The following is a 16,025-nucleotide window of genomic DNA, read 5'->3' as shown; positions in this document are numbered from 1 at the left end:
GGATGGCGACCGTCGAGCTGTGGCTGCCCTTCTACCATCAGTTCCGGTTGTGCTCACTGTCCGTGGAGGCGGGCGCGGCCCTGGAGGGTGAGGCCCTCGGGCGGCAGCCGCGCTGGGTCCACTGCGGCAGCTCCATCTCGCAGGGGCGCGGCGCCGCGTCCCCCAGCCGGACCTGGACCGCCCTGGTGGCCCGACGGACCGGGTGGGATCTCACCTCGCTGGCCCTGGGCACGTCGAGCTGTCTGGAGCCCATGACCGCGCGGCTGATGCGGGATCTGCCGGCCGATCTCCTCACCCTCTGCGTCGGGGTCAACGTCCAGGCGCTCGGCAGCCATAACCGCGATGCGCTGGTCTCGGCGCTCGTCGGCTTCGTGCGCACCGTGCGCGAGGGCCACCCCACAACCCCGTTCGCCGTGATGCCGGGGCGTCGGGGAACTCCACCGGGGTCTTCAACTCGCGCTGCTGGGCGGGGCGCAGCAACTCGCCGCCGAAGAGCGCCCGCTCGAACCGGGCCAGCTCGTCCGCGGTCGAGATCATGGCTCCGGCGGTCCAGTCGTAGGAGGGGCTGAACCGCGTCATATCGCGGCCCTCGAGGTCGTAGCCGTGCAGATGGGAGCCGTGCACCTCGGGGTCGGCCACCGGGAAGGAGGTGTCCATGCCTTGTCCCCGTGTGCCGTTCGCGGTTCATCGTGCCGTCGCGGCGCACCGGACTCCCATCTCGCTCCCGTCCGTCCCTTACGGGGGGGTCCCCACCCGCAGGGGCCGGATGGCCCGTCAGGGTGCCCCGTAGACCGGTCGTGGCGGTTCTGCCTCGGCGAGGAGTTTCCGGGCGGCCTCGCCCGCCTCCGCGGGGTTCCAGCGGGCGCTCTTCTCGGCGGTCGGGCCCGGCCGCCAGCCCTCCATGACGGTGATCCGCCCGGCCTCCGCCTCGAAGACCCGGCCCGTGACCCCGGCGCAGGCGGCCGAGCCGAGCCAGACGACGAGCGGTGAGACATTTGCGGGGGCCATCGCGTCGAAGGCGGCGGGGTCCTCCGGGGCGGCCATGGCACCGGCGAACGTCGTCTCCGTCATCCGGGTGCGGGCCGCCGGGGCGATGGCGTTGACCTGGACGCCGTAGCGGCCGAGTTCGGCGGCGGCCACCGAGGTCAGGCCGAGGATCCCGGCCTTGGCCGCGGAGTAGCCGCCCTGTCCGACGCTGCCCAGCAGCCCGGCCCCGGAGCTGGTGTTGACCACCCGCGCGACCGGTGTACGGCCCGCCTTCGCCTCGGCCCGCCAGTGGGCGGCGGCGTGCCGCAGCGGCAGGAAGTGGCCCTTGAGGTGGACGCGGATCACCGCGTCCCAGTCGTCCTCGCCGAGGTTGACGAGCATGCGGTCGCGCAGGAATCCGGCGTTGTTGACGAGGGTGTCGAGCCGGCCGTAGGTGTCGAGGGCGGTGGCGACGAGGGAAGCGGCGCCGTCGGTGGTGGCGATGTCCCCGTCGTGCGCGACCGCTTCCCCGCCCGCGGCCCGGATCTCCTCGACGACTTCCTGGGCCGGGCCCGCCGACGCCCCGGCGCCGTCCGGGGCCACGCCGAGGTCGTTGACGACGACCTTGGCGCCCTCGGCGGCGAAGGCGAGCGCATGCGCCCGTCCGAGGCCGCGGCCCGCTCCGGTGACGACGGTGACGCGCCCGTCGCAGAGTCCGCTCATCTCAGTCCTCCCGTGGGTCGGCCCGGCCGGTGCCGGGGGCCGACTGGTTGACGTTGGCTGCGTCGAGGAACGCGGGGCGCTCCCCGCCTCCGTGGATGGCGATGCTGGCGCCGCTGATGTACTCGGCCAGCCCGGAGGCGAGGAACACACAGGCGGTTCCGGCCTCGACGGGCTCGGCCAGCCGCCCGAGCGGCACGGTCCGGCCGACGGCGGCGATGCCCTCCTCGTCCCCGTAGTGCAGATGCGACAGTTCGGTACGGACCATGCCGAGGACGAGCGTGTTGACCCGGACCGCGGGGGCCCACTCCACGGCCAGGGTGCGGGCGAGGTTCTCCAGCCCCGCCTTGGCGGCACCGTAGGGCCCGGTGCCGGGGGACGGCCGGGTGCCGCTGACGCTGCCGATCATCACGATCGAGCCCCCGCCCTCCTGATGGCGCATCAGCTCATAAGCGCTCAGGGAAACGGTCATGGGAGCGATCAGATTGAGTTCGACGACGCGGGCGGCGCGCCGCTGCCCGGCCTCGGCGATCAGCCCGTAGGGGCTTCCTCCGGCGTTGTTGACCAGCAGGTCGAGCCGCCCGTGGGAGCGGCGCAGCCGGTCGAAGAACGCGGCGACCGCGTCCGCGTCCCGGACGTCGAGCGGTTCGAAGCGCGCCGTGCGCCCGTCCGCCTCGACGGGCTTGCCCGGGGCGTGGCGCGCACAGATCACCACCTCGGCCCCGGCGGTGAGCAGGGCCCGGGTGATCCCCGCTCCGACGCCGCGCGTGCCGCCGGTGACCACGGCGACGCGCCCGGCGAGATCGATGCTGACGGCCACGAGACACCTCCCGCTGTGCGGTGAGCGCTGCTACCTTCTCACCTAACAAATGTTTGGTGGAAAGGTAGCGGATCTGCTCATGGGTGTCTCCACCTCCGCACCGGCGGCCGGCGTCCGCCTGGTCGCCATGGACTTCCCACCCGTCAACGCCCTGCCCGTCCAGGGCTGGTACGAGCTGGCCGCGGCGCTGCGCGGCGCGGGCGCCGACCCGTCGGTGCGGTGTGTGGTGCTGGCCGCCGAGGGCCGGGGCTTCAACGCGGGCGTGGACATCAAGGAGATCCAGGCGGCCGAGGGCCATACGGCGCTCATCGGCGCCAACCACGGCTGTGCCGAGGCGTTCGCCGCCGTCTACGACTGCCCGGTCCCGGTCGTCGCCGCCGTCCACGGCTTCTGTCTGGGCGGCGGCATCGGACTGGCCGGGAACGCCGACGCGATCGTGGCGAGCGAGGACGCCACGTTCGGCCTGCCCGAGCTGGACCGGGGCGCGCTGGGCGCGGCCACCCATCTGGCGCGGCTGGTCCCGCAGCATCTGATGCGCGCGCTGTACTACACCTCGCGCACCGCGACCGCCGGGGAGTTGCACCGCCACGGCTCGGTGTGGCGGGTCGTCCCGCGCGCCGCGCTGCGGGAAGCGGCGCTGGAGCTGGCCGGTGAGATCGCCGCCAAGGACGGTGCGCTGCTGCGCCTGGCGAAGGCGGCCATCAACGGCATCGACCCGGTCGATGTGCACCGCAGCTACCGCTTCGAGCAGGGCTTCACCTTCGAGGCCAATCTGGCGGGCCTGTCCGATGGACCCCGCGACGCGTTCGTCGCCAAAGGCACCGGGAAGGGGTGAGCGGCGTTGGCCGACAAGACGATGACGGCCGAGGAGGCCGTCGGCCGGATCCGCAGCGGTATGACGGTCGGCATCGGCGGCTGGGGCTCACGGCGCAAGCCCATGGCCCTGGTCCGCGCCCTGCTGCGGTCGGATGTCACCGATCTGACGGTGGTCTCCTTCGGCGGCCCCGACGTCGGGCTGCTGGCCGCCGCCGGGAAGATCCGCAGGCTGGTGACGGCGTTCGCGACCCTCGACTCGATCCCCCTGGAGCCGCACTTCCGGGCGGCGCGCGAGCGGGGGGACATCGAACTGACCGAGCTGGACGAGGCGATGATGATGTGGGGGCTGACCGCCGCCGTGCACCGGCTCCCGTTCCTGCCCGTCCGCGCGGGCCTGGGCTCGGACGTCATGGCGGTCAACCCCGGTCTGCGGACGGTCACTTCGCCGTACGAGGACGGTGAGGAGCTGGTGGCGGTGCCCGCACTGCGGCTGGATGTGGCGCTGGTGCACCTCAACCGGGCGGACGCACAGGGCAACGGACAGTACCTCGGGCCCGATCCGTACTTCGACGACCTGTTCTGCGAGGCGGCGGCCGAGGCGTATCTCTCGTGTGAACGCGTCGTCGCCACCGCCGAGTTCGCCGACGCGGGCGGTCCGCAGACGCTGCTGGTCAAACGGCATGCGGTGACCGGTGTGATCGAGACTCCGCGGGGCGCGCACTTCACCTCCTGCGCCCCCGACTACGAGCGGGACGAGGCGTTCCAGAGCGCGTACGCCAAGGCGGCCGCCGATCCGGAGGCGTGGCGGGAGTTCACCGAGCGGTTTCTGTCCGGGGACGAGGAGCGGTACCGGGCCGCGGTGGCGGCGTTCGGGAGGGAGGGCGTATGACCGGCAGAGTGACCCGGGCCGAGTACTGCGTGGTGGCCTGTGCCGAGGCATGGCGGGGCGACGGGGAGATCCTGGCCGCCCCGATGGGTGCGGTGCCCAGGGTCGGCGCCCGGCTGGCCCGGCTCACCTTCGCGCCCGAGCTGCTGCTGACGGACGGCGAGGCGATGATCGTCGGTGGCGACCCGGAGGTGGTGGAGGGGTGGCTGCCGTACCGGGCGCATCTGGCGCTGGTCACCGGCGGGCGGCGCCATGTGATGATGGGCGCGAGCCAGCTCGACCGCCACGGCAATCAGAACATCACCTGCGTCGGCGACTGGAAACGGCCCAGACGGCAACTGCTGGGGGTGCGCGGAGCGCCGGTCAACACCCTCAACAACCCCACGAGTTACTGGGTGCCCCGGCACTCTCGGCGGGTCTTCGTCGAACGCGTCGACATGGTGTGCGGGGTCGGCTACGACCGGGCGGCGGCCGTAGGGCCCGCCGCCCGCTTCCATGACCTCCGGTGTGTGGTGACCGATCTCGCGGTCCTCGACTTCGCCACGCCCGATCGCACGCTGCGGGTGCGCTCGCTGCATCCGGGGGTGACCGCCGAGGCGGTGCGGGAGGCCACCGGCTTCCCCCTCGACATCGCCGACGACGTCCCGTACACCCGGGAGCCGACCCCCGCCGAACTGCGGCTGATCCGGGAGGTCATCGATCCGGAGGGGGCCCGCGAGCGGGAGGTGCCGTCCTGATGGACACCCCGCTGACCAGGCTCGTCGGGGTGCGCCACCCGCTCGTCCAGACGGGCATGGGCTGGGTGGCCGGACCCCGGCTGGTGTCGGCGGTGGCGAACGCCGGGGCGCTGGGCATCCTGGCCTCCGCGACCATGTCGCCCCAGCGGCTGCGCACGGCCGTCCGCGAGGTGGCCGCCCGCACCGACGCGCCCTTCGGTGTCAATCTGCGCGCCGATGCCGGGGACGCCGGGGAGCGGGTGCGGATCATCGTCGAGGAGGGGGTGCGGGTCGCCTCGTTCGCGCTGGCCCCCAGGCGCGAACTGATCGACCGGCTGAAGGACGCGGGCGTGGTGGTCATCCCGTCCGTGGGCGCCCGGCGCCATGCGGAGAAGGTCGCGGGCTGGGGCGCGGACGCGGTGCTGGTGCAGGGCGCCGAGGGCGGCGGCCACACCGGACAGGTGGCCACCACCGTGCTGCTCCCCCAGGTCGTGGACGCGGTGGACATCCCGGTCGTGGCCGCGGGCGGCTTCCACGACGGACGGGGGCTGGCGGCCGCGCTCGCCTACGGGGCGGCGGGGATCGCGATGGGCACCCGGTTCCTGCTCACCTCCGACAGCACGGTCCCGGACGCCGTGAAGGCGCGCTATCTGGCGGCGGCGGTCACCGACGTCACCGTCACCACGGCGGTGGACGGGCTCCCGCACCGGATGCTCCGCAGCGAACTGGTCGACTCCCTGGAGCGCTCCGGCCGCACCGCCGCGCTGCTGCGCGCCGTGCGCCACGCCGCCGCCTTCCGGCGGCTGGCCGGGCTGAGCTGGCCGCGGATGGTGCGCGACGGGCTGGCCATGCGGCACGGCAAGGACCTCACCTGGAGCCAGGTCCTGCTGGCCGCCACCACCCCGATGCTGCTCAAGGCGTCGATGGTGGACGGCCGCACCGACACGGGGGTGATGGCCTCCGGACAGGTGGCCGGGGTGATCGAGGATCTGCCCAGTTGCACGGATCTCGTGGACCGGATCATGGCCGAGGCCGCCGAGACCCTGGACCGGCTGACCCGCGGTCGTACAGTGGGGTGAAAGCGGCCAGACCATGACACGGGTAGTGGGAGGTCATCATGGCCGATCCCAAGGGTTTCCTCACCACACCCCGTCGTCTTCCGCCCCGCCGTCCGGTGGACGAGCGGGTGCGGGACTGGAACGAGGTCCAGGCCCCCGGCGCCCTGCTGCCGATCATCAACGCCCAGGCGGACCGCTGCATGGACTGCGGCATCCCGTTCTGCCACGACGGCTGCCCGCTGGGGAACCTCATCCCGGAGTGGAACGACCTGGTCTCCCGTGACGACTGGCTGCGCGCGAGCGAGCGGCTGCACGCGACCAACAACTTTCCCGAGTTCACCGGCCGGCTCTGCCCGGCCCCCTGTGAGAGCGCCTGTGTGCTGGCCATCAACCAGCCGGCGGTCACCATCAAGAACGTCGAGGTGGCCATCGCCGACCGGGCCTGGGAGAGCGGATATATGACCCCCAAGCCACCCGAGCGGCTGTCCGGCCGGACCGTCGCCGTCATCGGCTCGGGGCCCGCGGGCCTGGCCGCGGCCCAGCAGCTCACCCGCGCGGGACACACCGTGGCGGTGTACGAACGCGACGACCGGGTGGGCGGACTGCTCCGCTACGGCATCCCCGAGTTCAAGATGGAGAAGCGCCATCTGGACCGGCGGCTGGGGCAGATGCGGGCGGAGGGCACCAAATTCCGTTCCGGCGTGGACGTCGGCACCGATCTGGACGCCGCCGAGCTCAGGGCGCGCTACGACGCGCTCGTGATAGCGGTGGGCGCCCGGGCCTGGCGCGAACTCCCCGTACCAGGAAGGGAGTTGGCCGGAATCCATCAGGCGATGGAGTATCTGCCGATGGCCAACCGGGTGCGCGAGGGCGACTACGCCCGGCCGCCGATCACCGCCGAGGGCAAACATGTGGTCATCGTCGGCGGCGGGGACACCGGCGCGGACTGCCTGGGCACCGTGCTGCGGCAGGGCGCCGCCTCCGTGACCCAACTGGACATCCACCCCCGGCCCGGCGACGAACGGGCCGACGGCGAACCCTGGCCCACCTACCCCAAGATCTACCGGATGTCCGCCGCCCATGAGGAGGCGCGGGAGCTGGCGGCCTCTCCGGAGGCGGACGTGGACGCGCGGGTCTTCTCCGCGGCCACCGTCCGCTTCGAGGGGACGGCACCGGACGCGGAGCGGCCGCAGGGCGGCGTCCGGGCACTGCGCCTCATCGGGGCCCGGGCCGACGGGCAGCCCGGCCCGGACACGGAGCGGGTGCTCCGGGCGGATCTGGTGCTGCTGGCCCTCGGCTTCCATGGCCCGGAGCCGGACAGCGGGCTGTTCGACCAGCTCGGGCTGGAGCTCGACGAGGGCGGCACCGTCGCACGCGACGCGTCCTTCGCCACCGGCGCGGACGGGGTGTTCGTGGCGGGCGACGCGGGCCGTGGCCAGTCGCTGATCGTCTGGGCCATCGCCGAGGGCCGCTCCGCCGCGGCCGCCGTGGACCGCTATCTCGCGGGCTCCACGACGCTCCCGGCGCCGGTCGGGGCGGCCGACCGCCCGATGACGGCCTGACGGGGCGGCGCCGCGGTGGCCGGCGCAGGTGGCCGACACCGGTGGCCGACACCCGCGCACACGGACACCGGCACACCTGGAGCGCGACGCGTCCGGCCACCGGCTCCCGGAGGGCGGGCCGCCTGCCGCGGGCGCGCGGCGCGGGAATAGTGTGCGTCCATGATCTCGCAATCGCCCCTCCTCGCCGTGGCCGACGGTGTGCACATCTGGTCCCCCACCCCGAGCGCCGGATGGGGTCTGGCCAACTGCGGTCTGATCGTCTCGCCCGACGGCGCCGCCGCCTGGATCGACACCCCCTACGACCGGCGGATGGCCGGTGACTTCCTGGAACGCAGCCGGGCCCTGCTGCCCGACGGAGCCCGGATCGAGCGGGTGATCGTCACCCATGCCAACGGCGACCACCTGTGGGGCGCGGAGGTCGTACCGGACGCGGAGATCGTCGCCACCCGCGAGGCACTCGGCCATATCGAGTACGAGCCCTCGCCGCAGCAGTTGCACGCCCTGGTGCACGGCAGCGATCCGGCGACTCCGCTCGGCTGGTATCTCCAGCGGCACTTCGGGCGGTTCGACTGGTCCGGCACCGAGGTGGTCGAGCCGACGCTCACCTTCGTGGGCGAACTCGACCTGCGGGTGGGCCAGGTGCCGGTGCGGCTGTTCAGTCTGCCGTCCGCGCACACCGCGGGCGATCTGGTGGCGTATCTGCCGCAACAGAAGGTGGCGTTCACCGGCGATGTCATCTTCGCCTGCGAGCGGGTGCTCGCGACCGGGGCCGAGGTGATCGTCCCCGGCCATGGGCCGGTCCTCGACCGGGAGGGGGTCCGCGGCCACGTCGGCTATCTGGAGCATCTGCGGGACCGCACCCGGCAGCTGCACACGGCAGGGGTACCGGCCCTGGAGGCCGCCCGCACCCTCATCGCCGAGAACACCTATCCGGCGCTGGGCCTGCCCGAGCGGCTGGTGATCACGGTGGGCTCGGAGTACCGGCATCTGAACGGCACGGATGAGGCGGCGGATCTCGTGGCCACCATGGCCGACCTCGCCCAGGTGGCGTGGGAGCGGCGCGAGGGCGCGCCGGCGTCGGCCTGACGGCACCCGCGGCGGAACGCGGGTGACGGGGGCCGCGGACAGTGGCCGGGGCCGGTCGACGGCGGCCGGGGGCCCGGTCCGTACGGGCCGGTGTCACCGCGGGGCGCGTTCCGCGGCCGGAAGGTCCTGCTCGGTCCAGATGATCTTGCCGTCGCTGGTGTAGCGGGTGCCCCAGCGCTGGACCATCTGGGCCACGAGGAACAGCCCGCGTCCGCCCTCGTCGGTGGTGGCCGCCCGGCGCAGATGCGGCGCGGTGGTACTGCCGTCGGCGACCTCGCAGATCAACGCCCGGTTGCGCATCAGGCGCAGCCGCACGGGGCCGACGGCGTGCCGGATGGCGTTGCCGAGCAGCTCGCTGACCACCAGCTCGGTGGTGAAGGCGGCCTCCTCCAGGTTCCAGTCGGCCAGGGTACGGGCGACGGCCGCGCGCATCCGGCCCACGACTTCGGGGTCCGACGGCAGCTCCCACGAGGCCACCCGGCTCGCGTCCAGCGCGGTGGTACGGGCGATGAGCAGGCAGACGTCGTCGGTGCGGCGCGGCGACAGCAGGGCGGCCATCACGGCGTCGCAGGCCCGCTCCGGGTCGGGGTCGACATCGGTGAGGGCGTCACGGAGCTGGTCGAGCCCGGTCACGAGGTCCCGTTCGCGGTCCCGGACCAGCCCATCGGTGTAGAGGACGAGGCGGCTGCCTTCGGGCAGTTGCGTCTCGGTCGTCTCGTAGAGCCGGCCGCCGAGTCCCAGCGGCGGTCCTGCGGGCAGGTCGAGGAAGGTCACGGAGCCGTCGGGACGGACCAGGGCCGGGGGCGGATGACCGGCCCGCGCCAGGGTGCAGTGCCGGGAGACCGGGTCGTAGACCGCGTACAGACAAGTGGCCCCCGCCGCCCCGACGCCGCCGTTCACGGCCGTCTCCTCCCGGTCGACCAGGTCGACCACGTCGTCGAGCCGGGCCAGCAGCTCATCGGGGGGAAGGTCCACGACGGAGAAGTTGAGCACGGCGGTGCGCAGCCGGCCCATGGTCGCGGCGGCGTGCAGTCCGTGGCCGACGACATCGCCGACGACGAGGGCGACCCGGGCCCCCGACAGGGGGATGACGTCGAACCAGTCGCCTCGCACCCCGCCGGGGGCGGGCAGATAGCGCTGGGCGGCGACGACGGCCTGCTGTTCGGGGCGGCCGCGCGGCAGCAGGCTCTCCTGGAGGGCCAGCGTGGTGGCGTGCTCGCGCGCGTAGCGGCGGGCGTTGTCGATGGCGACGGCCGCCTGGCCGGCCAGCTCCTCGGCGAAGGACCGGTCCTCCTCGTCGAATGGCGGGGCGTCCCCCGAGCGCCAGAACGCCACCTGGCCCAGCCGGACACCGCGCGCGCTGAGCGGCACGGTCAGCAGCGAATGGATGCCGTACTCCACCGCCCATCCCAGCCGCTCCGCCTGGGGCGTCCAGTCGGGCGAGGACGGCAGCTCGCCCACGGGGAACAATCGCGCCCGGCCGGTGCCGCCGGCCCGCTGGGCCAGGGGGAAGGCGGAGACGTGCTCGCCGACATGGCGCAGCGGGGGGTCCTGCCGGATGCCGCTGAAGGCGGCCCGGCGCAACGGCGAGTCCCGGCCGCCCGGCTCCTCGCCACGCAGTACGGCCTCGTGCAGATCGACGGTGGCGTAGTCGGCGAAGCGCGGCACGGCGACCCGGGCCAGTTCCTGGGCGGTCCCTTCCATGTCGAGGCTGCTGCCCACCCGGACGCCGGCCTCGTACAGCAGTTGGAGGCGTGCGTAGGCCCGGTCGGCCTTGTCCGTCAGGGCGCGCAGCTCGGTGGCGTCCCGCAGGGTGGCGACGCTGCCCCAGGGCGCTCCGCCCCGCTCCGCCGGGCGCTGGTTGACCGCCAGCAGCCGGTCCCCGACCTGATACACCGCGTCGGTGGCCGCACGGCCGGAGGCGAGCAGTCCGGCGAGCTCCGGGGGCAGGCCGACGTCGGTGATCTGCCGTCCGTGCGCGTCGGGCGTGAGGCCCAGCAGACGCAGCGCCTCGTCGTTGGCGAGCAGCAGCCGCCCCTCGTCGTCGACGATCAGGACCCCCTCCTTGACGCTGCGCAGCACGGCGTCGTGGTGTTCGTACATCCTGGTGATCTCGGCGGGGCCGAGCCGGTGGGTCTGGCGCCGCAGCCGCCGGGCCACGAGTGCCGCACCGCCCCCGCCCAGGACGAGGGCGAGCGCCGTGGAGCCGTAGATCATCGGCAGTTGGCGCCCGACCGTCCGGGCCACGGAGGGGATGGAGACCCCGGCGTTGACGATGCCGATCACCCGGCCCCGGGCGTCGGTGACCGGCACGGCGGCACGGATCGAGGGGGCCGACCGGGTGATGCCCGGGAGCCTGTCGGTGAAGGTCCGGCCCGCCGTGGCCGGATAGAGGCTGTGGCCGATGTGCTTGCCGAGCATCTTCGAATTGGGATGGGTCCAGCGGACGCCTCTGGGGGAGGTCACCACGATGTAGTCGACGTCGGTCCGGTGCCGGAGCTTCTCGACATAGGGCTGGAGGGTTGTGGAGGGGTTGCGGGACTCCAGCGCCCGCTGGACGCCGGGGGCGAGGGCGACGGTCCGCGCGACGGTCAGGGCACTGGTCCGGGCCTGGCTGTCCCCGCTGCCGCGGGCCTGGAGGGACAGCGTGGCACCCGCGGCGAGCACCAGGAGCGTCACGATGATCAGCATCAGGGCGCACACCTGCCCGCCGACACTGCGCGAGCCCAGCGCCGAGCGCACCTTCACATGCTCTGTCTAACGCATATCCCCGGGTCGCACACCCGGTGGCGGCCGGGGCGGGGCATCGGGGGTCACAGATTGATCATGTGTCCGGCGAGCCCGTGGACGGCCTCCTTCACCGCCTCGCTGAGGGTCGGATGGGCGTGGATGTTGCGAGCCACCTCGTGCACGGTCAGGTCCCACTGCTGGGCGAGGGTGAGTTCGGGCAGCAGCTCGGTGACCTCGGGGCCGATGAGATGGCCGCCCAGCAGCTCGCCGTGGCGGCCGTCGCTGATGAGCTTCACGAAGCCCACCGGGTCGCCGAGGCCCTGGGCCTTCCCGTTGGCGGTGAACGGGAACTTCGCCACCCGTACGTCGAAGCCGCGCTCCCGCGCCTGGGCCTCGGTCCAGCCGAAGCTGGCGATCTGCGGCTGGCAGAAGGTGGCGCGCGGGATCATCACATAGTCGAGCTCCACGGTCTCCGCCCCGGCGATGGTCTCCGCCGCGACGATGCCCATGGCCTCGGCGGCGTGCGCCAGCATCAGCTTGGCGGTGACATCACCGATGGCGAAGATATGCGGCACATTGGTGCGGCAGAGGCCGTCCACCTCGATGGCGCCCCGCTCGGTCAGCCGGACGCCGGTGTGCTCCAGCCCGTATCCGTCCACCCGCGGCCGGAATCCGATGGCCTGCAGCACCCGGGCGGCCTGCAGAGTCTGCCGCTGGCCGCCCGTGGTCACCATGACCTTGACCGCGGGGCCCGCGTCGTTGATCGCCTCCACCCGGGTGGAGGTCAGGATGTTCATGCCGAGCCTGCGGAAGCGGCGGGTGAGCTCGGCGGAGACCTCCTCGTCCTCCAGGGGCACGATCCGGTCCATGAACTCCACCAGCGTCACCTGCACCCCGTAGCTGTGCATGATGTACGCGAACTCCACGCCGATGGCGCCCGCGCCCGCGATGAGGACGCTGCCGGGCAGGGTGGGGGCGAGGATCTGCTCCTCGTAGGTCACCACTCGCTCGCTGAGGGAGGTGCCGGGCAGCAGATTGGTGAGCGAGCCCGTGGCGATGACGCAGTGGTCGAAGGTGACCGTCTCCGTGTCACCCTCGGTGAGGGTGACCCGCAGCTCGTGGGGCCCGGTGAAGGTGCCCCGTCCCTCGTACTTGGTGATCTTGTTCTTCTTCATCAGATAGTGGACGCCCTTGACCCGTCCGTCGGCCACCTTGCGGCTGCGCTCGAACGCGTCGCGGTAGTCCACGGTCACCTCGCCGTTCACCCGGATGCCGAAGTTCTCGGCCTCATGGATGAACAGATGGGCCAGCTCGGCGTTGCGCAGCAGGGCCTTGGACGGGATGCAGCCCACGTTCAGGCAGACGCCGCCCCAGTAGCGTTCCTCGACGACGGCCGTGGTCAGGCCAAGCTGGGCGGCGCGGATCGCGGCGACATAGCCGCCCGGGCCGGCTCCCAGAACCACCACGTCGAAATGTGCGCTCATGCGTCGCACCTTAGACATTAGAGTCGGGGTATGGCTTCAGACGAGGGGTCCGTACGGGTGGACAGCTGGATCTGGTCCGTGCGGCTGACCAAGACGCGCTCCATGGCGTCCTCGGCCTGCCGCGCGGGGCACGTCCGGATCAACGGCGAGCGCGTCAAGCCCGCGCACACGGTGCGGCCCGGAGACGAGGTGCGGCTGCGCCATGCGGGGCGCGACCGGGTCGTGGTCGTCTCGCGCATCGTGCGCAAGCGGGTCGGCGCGCCGGTGGCCGCGGAGTGCTTCGTCGACAACAGCCCGCCTCCGCCGCCGCGCGAGCACACCGTGCCGATCGGGCTGCGCGACCGCGGGACGGGCCGTCCCACCAAGCGCGACCGGCGCGAGATGGAGCGGCTGCGCGGTACGCCAGGCGACATCGGCTGAGGGCCGGTCAGTCCAGCGAGATCCGGTCAGTCCACCGTGATGCGTACGGGGCCGCCGTGTGCGTCGGCCGCGGCGATCCAGTCGGCGGGCACGTGGAACGGCCGGCCCGGCGCCACCGTGCGGGGAAGGCGCCCGCGGTGCAGTGTCCGGCCGTCCTGGCCGACGGTGAGCACCGGCCGGGTCAGGAACCGCGTGGTGCGCAGGGTGAACCGGCCGCGCGGCGGGCGGGGCCCGTCCGGGGCGATCCGGTTGGGTGAGACCCACAGCAGCGGCGCCTCGACCCGCACGGGCAGCGCCCCGGGGGTCCACGGCCGGCCGGCGAGATGGCGCAGCACGGGCCCGGCAGCCAACCGGCCGTCGAGGGCGGCGATATCGGCGGTCTCGACGGGGTGCAGCAGATTGCCCACGGCGAAGACCCCGGGTCCGCCGGTGCGGAACTCGGCATCGGCAGCCGGGCCCCGGGTGCCGGGGTCGAGGGCGATCCCGGCGCTTCTGGCCAGTTCGTGGTCGGGGATCCAGTCGCCGGTGAACACGACGGTGTCGCAGGCGACGGCCGCCGTCCTGCCGTCCCGGTGCCGCAGTCGCACGCTCTCCAGCCGCCCTCGGCCGGTCAGTTCGGCCACGGCGGCGTCGGTGACCAGCGGAACGCCATAACGCAGCCGGGTGCCGAGGTGGCGCGCCGGGTGGGTCTGGTGGCGGGGCTGGTCGGTGACCATGGCGGCGACGTCGGCCCCGGCCCGGCGCAGGGTGGCCACCGCGGAGTAGCTGACGCGTTCCGCGCCGACGATGACGGCGCGTCGGCCGACGTGCTGATGGTGCAGATGGACGGCCTGCTGAAGCTGCCCGGTGGTGAGAACACCCGCCGGCCGGGTGCCGGGCACCAGCCGGGCGCTGCGCGGGCGTTCCCGGGCGCCGGTGGCCAGGACGACGGCCGTGGCGGTGATTCGCTCCAGGCCCGTCGGGCCGGTGATGTCCACGGTCCTCGCCGCCGCCCAGCCCGTGGCCGTGACCGAGGTGCGCAGCACCGCTCCGGCGCGGATGGCGGCGGCGATGTGGTGGCGGGCATAGTCGGGGCCGGTCATCAGCCGGCGCAGATCGCGCAGTCCGAATCCGGTGTGGTGGCAGTGGCGGGGAATGCCGCCCGCGTGCTGCTCGCGGTCGAGGACCTCGACCCGGTCCACCCCCGCGGCGGCCAGCCGCGCGGCGAGTGCGAGTCCGGCCGGTCCGGCGCCGATGACCAGCACGTCGACAGTGCGGTGGGTACGGTCGGTGGGGGTCATCGCCGGGCCTCCGTCCGGTCCTGGGCCGCGGTGGCCGCGTCGAACTGGGCGCGCACCGCCGCGCCGCAGAAGAATCCCTGGCAGCGTCCGCCGAGGGCCCGGGTGCGGCGCCGGAGGCCGTCGAGCGAGCCCGGTGGCACGGTGGCGGTCAGCGCGTCGCGGATCTCGCCCCGGGTGACGCGTTCGCAGTGGCAGACCACGGTGCCGTACGCGGGGTCGGCGGCGATGAGATCGGCGCGTTGGTAGGGGCGCGGGAAGGCCTCGCCGATGGTGGGCATCCGCACGGGCTCGATCTCCCGCTGGGGCCCGGGGTCGAGACCGCACTCGGTGAGCAGCTCCGCCACATGCGCGGCGATCGCCATCGAGGCGGTGAGTCCGGTGGAGCGGATGCCGCCCACGGCGACATACCGTCGGCCGGGGTCGGCGCGGATCTGGAAGTCGCCGTGCTCGGTGGCGGCGCGCAGCCCGGCATAGACCGCGGTGACCTCCTCATCCAGCAGCTCCGGCATGATCCGCGCGCCCTTCTCCCGGAGCGAGGCCAGTTGGTCCGCAGACGATCCGGTGGCGGTCTTGTCGCCGAGGTCCTCGGCGGTGGGGCCGAGCATCACATTGCCGTACACGGTCGGCGCCACCAGGACGCCCTTGCCGAGTGCGGTGGGCACCGGCAGCAGGATGTGGTCCACCAGGCCGCGGGCGAACTTGTCGAAGACGATCAGCTGGCCGCGGCGCGGGGTCACGGTGAACTCCTCGTGGCCGAGCCGCCGGTTGATCTCGTCCGAGTACAGCCCCGCGGCGTTGACCAGATGGCGGGTGCGCAGCACCCCGCGCGGGGTGGCGATCTCGTGGTGGTCCTCGCCGGTGGTGATGGCCCCGGCCGGGCAGTTCAGATGCAGGGCGACGCCCGCGCGCACCGCCTGGGTGGCGTAGGCGAGCGTCGTCGTCCAGGGGCAGATGATGCTCTCCCCGGGGACTTCGAGCGCGCCGAGGGCGCCCGGTCCCAGATGGGGTTCGCGGGCGTAGACCGCGTCCGCGTCGAGGATGCTCGTCTCGTCGTAGCCGTTGCGCACGGCCTTCTCGGCGAGTGACGGCAGCGCGGCGAGCTGTTCGGCGTCCCAGGCGACGAGGAGCGCGCCGAGCGGTTCGAGCGGGATGCCGGTCTCGGCGGCGTAGGCGGTCAGCCGCTGGTAGCCCTCGCGCACCAGGCGGGCCTCCAGAGTGCCCGGGGTGGCGTCGAAACCGGTGTGCAGGATCGCGGTGTTGGCCTTGGAGGTGCCGTTCCCCACATCGTCGGACGCCTCGACGAGGGCGGTCCGCAGCCGGTGGCGGGCCAGTTCGCGGGCGATGGCGGTGCCGACCACCCCGGCGCCGATGATGGCCACGTCGTAGACCTCGCCGGGGAGGTCACCCGTGGTCGTAACGGTCATTGTGGTCCCTTGCTCGGTGGTGCGAACGGCTCCTGGCGCGCGGCGGTCCTGGGCGGA

General features: G+C 73.3%; 14 protein-coding genes. 8 read left to right on the top strand and 6 right to left on the bottom strand.

The window, feature by feature from the left end; all coding sequences use genetic code 11:
- Positions 1–2: 2 nt before the first annotated feature.
- Positions 3–569, top strand: a complete 567-nt coding sequence (locus STRVI_RS54400) for an SGNH/GDSL hydrolase family protein (protein ID WP_251982662.1) — start codon at positions 3–5, stop codon at positions 567–569.
- Between the two features lie 205 nt (positions 570–774).
- Here STRVI_RS54400 and STRVI_RS18700 read toward each other — a convergent pair whose 3' ends face one another.
- On the bottom strand, positions 775–1,689 hold the full coding sequence (locus tag STRVI_RS18700; RefSeq protein ID WP_014057240.1) for an SDR family oxidoreductase: 915 nt from the start codon (positions 1,687–1,689) through the stop codon (positions 775–777).
- 1 nt (position 1,690) lies between these two features.
- Positions 1,691–2,506 carry an SDR family oxidoreductase gene (locus STRVI_RS18695; protein WP_014057239.1) on the bottom strand — a complete coding sequence of 272 codons (816 nt, stop codon included), beginning with the start codon at positions 2,504–2,506 and terminating at the stop codon, positions 1,691–1,693.
- A 79-nt stretch (positions 2,507–2,585) separates the two neighbouring features.
- Here STRVI_RS18695 and STRVI_RS18690 point away from each other — a divergent pair, with 79 nt between their 5' ends.
- From STRVI_RS18690 to STRVI_RS18665, 6 genes are all read left to right on the top strand, one after another.
- Entirely contained in the window at positions 2,586–3,341 is a 756-nt protein-coding gene (locus STRVI_RS18690) for an enoyl-CoA hydratase family protein (protein ID WP_014057238.1), read from the top strand.
- A gap of 6 nt (positions 3,342–3,347) precedes the next feature.
- Positions 3,348–4,211: a CoA transferase subunit A gene (locus STRVI_RS18685; RefSeq protein WP_251982661.1), complete on the top strand. Its 864-nt coding sequence runs from the start codon at positions 3,348–3,350 to the stop codon at positions 4,209–4,211.
- The gene (locus STRVI_RS18680; protein ID WP_014057236.1) at positions 4,208–4,945 is read left to right on the top strand and encodes a CoA-transferase subunit beta; all 738 of its coding nucleotides are present in this window, start codon (positions 4,208–4,210) and stop codon (positions 4,943–4,945) included. Before STRVI_RS18685 ends, STRVI_RS18680 begins: the two co-directional genes overlap by 4 nt.
- The gene (locus STRVI_RS18675; protein WP_014057235.1) at positions 4,945–6,003 is read left to right on the top strand and encodes an NAD(P)H-dependent flavin oxidoreductase; all 1,059 of its coding nucleotides are present in this window, start codon (positions 4,945–4,947) and stop codon (positions 6,001–6,003) included. Before STRVI_RS18680 ends, STRVI_RS18675 begins: the two co-directional genes overlap by 1 nt.
- A gap of 38 nt (positions 6,004–6,041) precedes the next feature.
- Positions 6,042–7,544 carry a glutamate synthase subunit beta gene (locus tag STRVI_RS18670; RefSeq protein ID WP_014057234.1) on the top strand — a complete coding sequence of 501 codons (1,503 nt, stop codon included), beginning with the start codon at positions 6,042–6,044 and terminating at the stop codon, positions 7,542–7,544.
- 159 nt (positions 7,545–7,703) lie between these two features.
- Positions 7,704–8,630 carry an MBL fold metallo-hydrolase gene (locus STRVI_RS18665; RefSeq protein WP_014057233.1) on the top strand — a complete coding sequence of 309 codons (927 nt, stop codon included), beginning with the start codon at positions 7,704–7,706 and terminating at the stop codon, positions 8,628–8,630.
- 93 nt (positions 8,631–8,723) lie between these two features.
- Here STRVI_RS18665 and STRVI_RS18660 read toward each other — a convergent pair whose 3' ends face one another.
- Together STRVI_RS18660 and lpdA are read right to left on the bottom strand one after the other, a co-directional pair.
- On the bottom strand, positions 8,724–11,378 hold the full coding sequence (locus STRVI_RS18660) for a SpoIIE family protein phosphatase/ATP-binding protein (RefSeq protein ID WP_251982660.1): 2,655 nt from the start codon (positions 11,376–11,378) through the stop codon (positions 8,724–8,726).
- Between the two features lie 65 nt (positions 11,379–11,443).
- Positions 11,444–12,844 carry a dihydrolipoyl dehydrogenase gene (gene lpdA / locus STRVI_RS18655; protein WP_014057231.1) on the bottom strand — a complete coding sequence of 467 codons (1,401 nt, stop codon included), beginning with the start codon at positions 12,842–12,844 and terminating at the stop codon, positions 11,444–11,446.
- A gap of 30 nt (positions 12,845–12,874) precedes the next feature.
- Between lpdA and STRVI_RS18650 the strand changes: the two genes are divergently transcribed.
- Positions 12,875–13,264, top strand: a complete 390-nt coding sequence (locus STRVI_RS18650; RefSeq protein ID WP_014057230.1) for an RNA-binding S4 domain-containing protein — start codon at positions 12,875–12,877, stop codon at positions 13,262–13,264.
- Between the two features lie 26 nt (positions 13,265–13,290).
- Here the strand turns inward: STRVI_RS18650 and STRVI_RS18645 are convergent, their stop codons facing one another.
- Both STRVI_RS18645 and STRVI_RS18640 read right to left on the bottom strand, forming a co-directional pair.
- Positions 13,291–14,544, bottom strand: coding sequence for an NAD(P)/FAD-dependent oxidoreductase (locus STRVI_RS18645; protein ID WP_014057229.1), 1,254 nt, complete (start codon positions 14,542–14,544; stop codon positions 13,291–13,293).
- Positions 14,541–15,968, bottom strand: coding sequence for an NAD(P)/FAD-dependent oxidoreductase (locus STRVI_RS18640; protein WP_014057228.1), 1,428 nt, complete (start codon positions 15,966–15,968; stop codon positions 14,541–14,543). Before STRVI_RS18640 ends, STRVI_RS18645 begins: the two co-directional genes overlap by 4 nt.
- Positions 15,969–16,025 lie beyond the last annotated feature (57 nt).

It is taken from the genome of Streptomyces violaceusniger Tu 4113, assembly GCF_000147815.2.
GTDB classification, from domain to species: domain Bacteria; phylum Actinomycetota; class Actinomycetes; order Streptomycetales; family Streptomycetaceae; genus Streptomyces; species Streptomyces violaceusniger_A.
This window is presented reverse-complemented; position numbering and strand designations above follow the sequence as displayed.

Coding starts and splice junctions, on each gene's coding strand:
- STRVI_RS54400 (WP_251982662.1), top strand. CDS start 3: ATGGCGACCGTCGAGCTGTGGCTGCCCTTCTACCATCAGTTCCGGTTG.
- STRVI_RS18700 (WP_014057240.1), bottom strand. CDS start 1,689: ATGAGCGGACTCTGCGACGGGCGCGTCACCGTCGTCACCGGAGCGGGC.
- STRVI_RS18690 (WP_014057238.1), top strand. CDS start 2,586: ATGGGTGTCTCCACCTCCGCACCGGCGGCCGGCGTCCGCCTGGTCGCC.
- STRVI_RS18680 (WP_014057236.1), top strand. CDS start 4,208: ATGACCGGCAGAGTGACCCGGGCCGAGTACTGCGTGGTGGCCTGTGCC.
- STRVI_RS18675 (WP_014057235.1), top strand. CDS start 4,945: ATGGACACCCCGCTGACCAGGCTCGTCGGGGTGCGCCACCCGCTCGTC.
- STRVI_RS18670 (WP_014057234.1), top strand. CDS start 6,042: ATGGCCGATCCCAAGGGTTTCCTCACCACACCCCGTCGTCTTCCGCCC.
- STRVI_RS18665 (WP_014057233.1), top strand. CDS start 7,704: ATGATCTCGCAATCGCCCCTCCTCGCCGTGGCCGACGGTGTGCACATC.
- lpdA (WP_014057231.1), bottom strand. CDS start 12,844: ATGAGCGCACATTTCGACGTGGTGGTTCTGGGAGCCGGCCCGGGCGGC.
- STRVI_RS18650 (WP_014057230.1), top strand. CDS start 12,875: ATGGCTTCAGACGAGGGGTCCGTACGGGTGGACAGCTGGATCTGGTCC.
- STRVI_RS18645 (WP_014057229.1), bottom strand. CDS start 14,544: ATGACCCCCACCGACCGTACCCACCGCACTGTCGACGTGCTGGTCATC.
- STRVI_RS18640 (WP_014057228.1), bottom strand. CDS start 15,968: ATGACCGTTACGACCACGGGTGACCTCCCCGGCGAGGTCTACGACGTG.